The organism is Streptomyces sp. NPDC048659 (assembly GCF_040650575.1).
GTDB lineage: Bacteria > Actinomycetota > Actinomycetes > Streptomycetales > Streptomycetaceae > Streptomyces.
In genome coordinates, this window is sequence record NZ_JBEZHM010000134.1 from 1 (window position 1) to 3864 (window position 3864).

At 73.3% G+C, this 3864-nt stretch carries 5 protein-coding genes and 1 tRNA gene; 4 read left to right on the top strand and 2 right to left on the bottom strand.

What is annotated here, in order from left to right; translation table 11 throughout:
* Window positions 1–67: 67 nt before the first annotated feature.
* Together AB0C99_RS39540 and AB0C99_RS39545 are read right to left on the bottom strand one after the other, a co-directional pair.
* Window positions 68–141, bottom strand: a tRNA-Met gene (locus AB0C99_RS39540).
* Window positions 142–192: 51 nt separating this feature from the next.
* Window positions 193–690, bottom strand: coding sequence for a rhodanese-like domain-containing protein (locus AB0C99_RS39545; RefSeq protein WP_362485330.1), 498 nt, complete (start codon window positions 688–690; stop codon window positions 193–195).
* Between the two features lie 318 nt (window positions 691–1008).
* Here AB0C99_RS39545 and AB0C99_RS39550 point away from each other — a divergent pair, with 318 nt between their 5' ends.
* From AB0C99_RS39550 to AB0C99_RS39565, 4 genes are all read left to right on the top strand, one after another.
* Window positions 1009–1248: an acyl carrier protein gene (locus AB0C99_RS39550; RefSeq protein WP_362485332.1), complete on the top strand. Its 240-nt coding sequence runs from the start codon at window positions 1009–1011 to the stop codon at window positions 1246–1248.
* Window positions 1245–2267 (top strand): beta-ketoacyl-ACP synthase III, encoded by a 1023-nt coding sequence (locus tag AB0C99_RS39555; RefSeq protein ID WP_362485334.1) that lies wholly within the window; start codon window positions 1245–1247, stop codon window positions 2265–2267. Before AB0C99_RS39550 ends, AB0C99_RS39555 begins: the two co-directional genes overlap by 4 nt.
* Before the next feature lie 11 nt (window positions 2268–2278).
* Window positions 2279–3505 (top strand): wax ester/triacylglycerol synthase domain-containing protein, encoded by a 1227-nt coding sequence (locus AB0C99_RS39560; protein ID WP_362485336.1) that lies wholly within the window; start codon window positions 2279–2281, stop codon window positions 3503–3505.
* A partial coding sequence (locus AB0C99_RS39565; protein WP_362485338.1) for a lysophospholipid acyltransferase family protein occupies window positions 3502–3864 on the top strand: 363 nt, incomplete at its 3' end. The genes AB0C99_RS39560 and AB0C99_RS39565, both read left to right, overlap by 4 nt.

Consider the following 3864-nt stretch of genomic DNA (forward strand, 5'->3'; position numbering starts at 1 on the left):
GCGAGCGGCACGCCGAGGAGCAGGGAGAGGCCGAGGGTTTCCGGATCCGGGCCTTCTGGCTACTGAGTAGCGGGGACAGGATTTGAACCTGCGACCTCTGGGTTATGAGCCCAGCGAGCTACCGAGCTGCTCCACCCCGCGTCGGTGAATATGACTCTACGGCATGGGTGGCGGAAACCGAAATCCGTTTCCTCAGCAGCCGCAGTCGTCCGAGTCGACGGGCACGGTCAGCGGGTCGGCGTCCTTCTTCGCGCCGCCCTCCCAGGTCTCGTACGCGAAGCCCTCGCGCACCCAGTACTCGAAGCCGCCCAGCATCTCCTTCACCTGGAAGCCCAGCTGGGCGAGGGCGAGCGCGGCACGGGTGGCGCCGTTGCAGCCGGGGCCCCAGCAGTACGTGACGACCGGGACGGACTTGTCCAGGAGCTGCTCGGCCTGCTCGGCGATGAGCGCGGTCGGCAGGTGCACGGCGCCGGGCACGTGCCCCTGGTCCCAGGAGGCGGTGGAGCGCGAGTCCAGCACCACGAAACCGGGGTCGCCGCCGGCGGCGAGGGAGGAGGCCACGTCCGAGACGTCGGCGTGGAAAGCGAGGCTCGCGGAGAAGTAGGCGGCCGCGGCGGCGGGGCTCGCCGGCGGGGTGCGGAGGACTGCGTTCGGGGTGCTGACCTGCGTCGATGTCGTCGTCATGGCCATAAATCTAGAGAAGCCGATCACCACTCTGAAGAGACGATCCACGGCGCCGGCCGCCTCTCCCCGGGGATTCCCGCCCGTTCGCACCCCCCGGGCGGGAATCTCACACCCGGGCCCCGCGCCCCGCCGTCCACCGCCCCTACCAGCACGTTTGCGGCCCGTTTCCCCGGCCCCACGTCGCCGTACGCCGATCGGGGGAATCCCCCGCGGTCCTTCACTCCTTCGAGTGTCCGCCGAGCCCTCCCCGCGTCCGCCGTCTGGAACGTTGGCCCGATGCCGCGCTTCCGCGGTGACGGACACAGACCAGTACTGGGGAGAACCGTGTACGAGTGGCTGAAGGAAACGCTGGTGAACCGGCTCATGCTGCCGGAGGGCGCGGTGACCGCCGACGCGTCGCCGGAGACCGTGGGCCTGGACTCCCTGGCCGTGACGGAGCTGGCCATGATCGCGCAGGAGCAGTGGGCCGTCGTGGTCGACGAGGACGAGATCGCCGCGTGCGCCACGATCGGTGACGTGGCCGCGCTGATCGAACGGCGCCGACAGCAGCCCGCCGCCCGATGACGGCCGGACGCGGCACCGCCGCCCCTGTGCCGGTGCTGTGCGGCCTGGGCTCGTACCTGCCGCCCACGCGCGTGCCGAACGAGGACGTCGCGCGCGTGCTGGGGGTCACCGACGACTGGATCCACCAGCGCACGGGAATCCGCGCCAGGCGCCGCGCGGACCCGGGGACGGCGACGGTCGAGATGGCCGTGGAGGCGGGAGCGCGGGCCCTGAAGTCGCAGGGGCACGGTCAGGTCGACGCCGTACTACTGGCCACGACGACACCCGACCGGGTGACGCCCTCGTGCGCTCCCGAGGTCGCCTCCCGCCTCGGACTGACCGGCGTCGCCGCGCTCGACCTCAACGCCGCCTGCTCGGGTTTCGTGTACGCGCTGTCGGTGGCGGCGGGCTACATCGCCACCGGAACGGCGGAGCGGGTGCTCGTGATCGGCGCGGAGACGCTGTCCGCCGTCACCAACCCCGAGGACCGGAACACGGCCCTGGTCTTCGGTGACGGAGCGGGGGCGGCCGTCCTGCGCGCGGGCCACCCCGACGAGCCGGGGGCCTTCGGGCCCTTCGTGCTGGGCAGTGACGGCACCGGCGTGGACCTGGTGGGCACCCCGCTGGGCGGGTCCCGGACCCGGTACGCCTACCCCGACGGCCAGTCGGCTCCGTACCTCCGCATGGACGGCCGCCAGGTGTTCCGGAACGCGGTCGAGCGCATGGGCGGGGCGATCCGCCACGCCGCGGACAAGGCCGGCTGGGATCTGCCGAGCGTCGACCGCATCGCCACGCACCAGGCGAACGCCCGTATCTCCCAGGCCCTGGCGACCAGTCTCGCCGTTCCGCAGGAACGATGGCTCACGAACATCGAGCACGTCGGCAACACCTCCGCGGCATCGGTGCCGCTGCTGCTCGACCACTCGGTCGGGAACGGTTCCCTCACCCCGGGCGCCCGCCTCGTGATCGCCGCCTTCGGCGCCGGTCTGACCTGGGGCGCCACCACCGTCGTGTGGCCCGAGACGGCACCGGGCGAGTGAGGAAGAACAGGATGCCGCCCGCGGACACCGCCTACCCCGCGCTCGATCTGACGATCCGTGGCATGGACGAGTCCGTCCACTACCTGCACATCGGCGCGGTCATGGAGTTCCAGGGCCCACGCCCCGACACCACCGCGGTGCTGGACCACGTCCGGAGGCGCCTCCCGTCGCTGCCGGTCCTGTCGGACTGCGCCGGGCACCTCGCCGACCACGTGGGCGAACTCCGGGTCCCCGGCTGCCGGTCCGGGCAGTGGACCCGGGCGTACGACGCCCTGGTCAACGCCCCGGCCCTCGGGTGCGCGCAACGCCCTTGGGAGGTGCGGCTGGTGGGCGGCGCGGACGGGGACGGATACCTGCTGTGCTACCGCGCCCACCACGCGCTGCACGACGGCGTCAGCCTCATGCGGCTGATCCGCCTGCTGTTCGCCCTGACCGACCCGGCCGCGACGGCGGCACGGCAGCCAGAACGCCACAAGGAGCGCCCCGGCGCGGGCACCCGCCTCCGTGGCCGCCTGCGCGTGGCGGCGGCCACCGCCCGGCTGCTGGCGGCCCGGCCACCGCGACGCCCGCTGCTGGCCGGGGCGCCCGACAACCGGCGGGTGGTGACCACGGCCGTGGTACCCGTCGGACGCCTCCGCGCGGCGGCCCGGGCGCTGGACTGCTCCGTCCTCGACCTCCATCTCGCCGCGCTGAGCCGGGTCGCCGAAGCGGCCGACCCCACGGGCTGGACGACGGAACGGGGGCGGAGCCGCGGCGTCGTCGTGCCCGTCTCCCTGGACCAGGTCGGCGTCACCCCGTACGCCGGAAACCGCTTCGCGCTCGCCCTGGTCGGCCTTCCCTGGAAGACACGGGACCTCGCCGAGCGCGCCAGGATCCTCTCGGGCCGTACGGGCGGACTCGGCGACCCAGGGGTCCGCTGGGCCATGGGGAAGGCCATGGAGCGGCTCGGCCCCGCCGGCGTCCAGGCCCTCTCCGGGCGGATGTTCGCCCGCGCGGGTCTGCAGTCCACCGTCCTGGGATTCACCGCCGACGTCGGTTTCGCCGGCCTGCGCGCCCGCCGGTTCACCAACCTGCACTGCCTCCCGGCACCCTTCCCGTACCAGCCGGCGCTCACCCTGTGGCGGCAGGAGGCCGTCTGCTCGTTCACCGCGGACACCGCGCTGCCCGCCGCCGAGAAGCTGGCCGACCTGTGGCTGCGCGCGATCGACGAGCTGGCCCCGGCCGTGGACGCCTCGTGAGGTTCCGGCCGCCGCACCTCACCTATCGCGCCGCGCGGGCCGTCATGCGGCTGATCGGCCGCGTCCACTGCCCCACCACGGTCACCGGCCTGGAGCACCTCCCTGTGTCCGGCCCCGTCCTCCTGGCCGGGAACCACCTGGCCGCCTGCGACACGTTCTTCCTCTACGCCGCGGTGCCCCGCCGGGTCGTCATCCTCGGCAAGAAGGAGTACTTCACCGGCCCCGGCCTCAAGGGGCGGCTCATGGCGCGCTACTACCGCGCCCTCGGCGTCGTGCCGGTCGACCGGCACGGCGGGCCGTCGGCAAGCTCACGACCTACGTCTTTACCTATGGCAACCGGCCCACCGGCTGCCATGGTC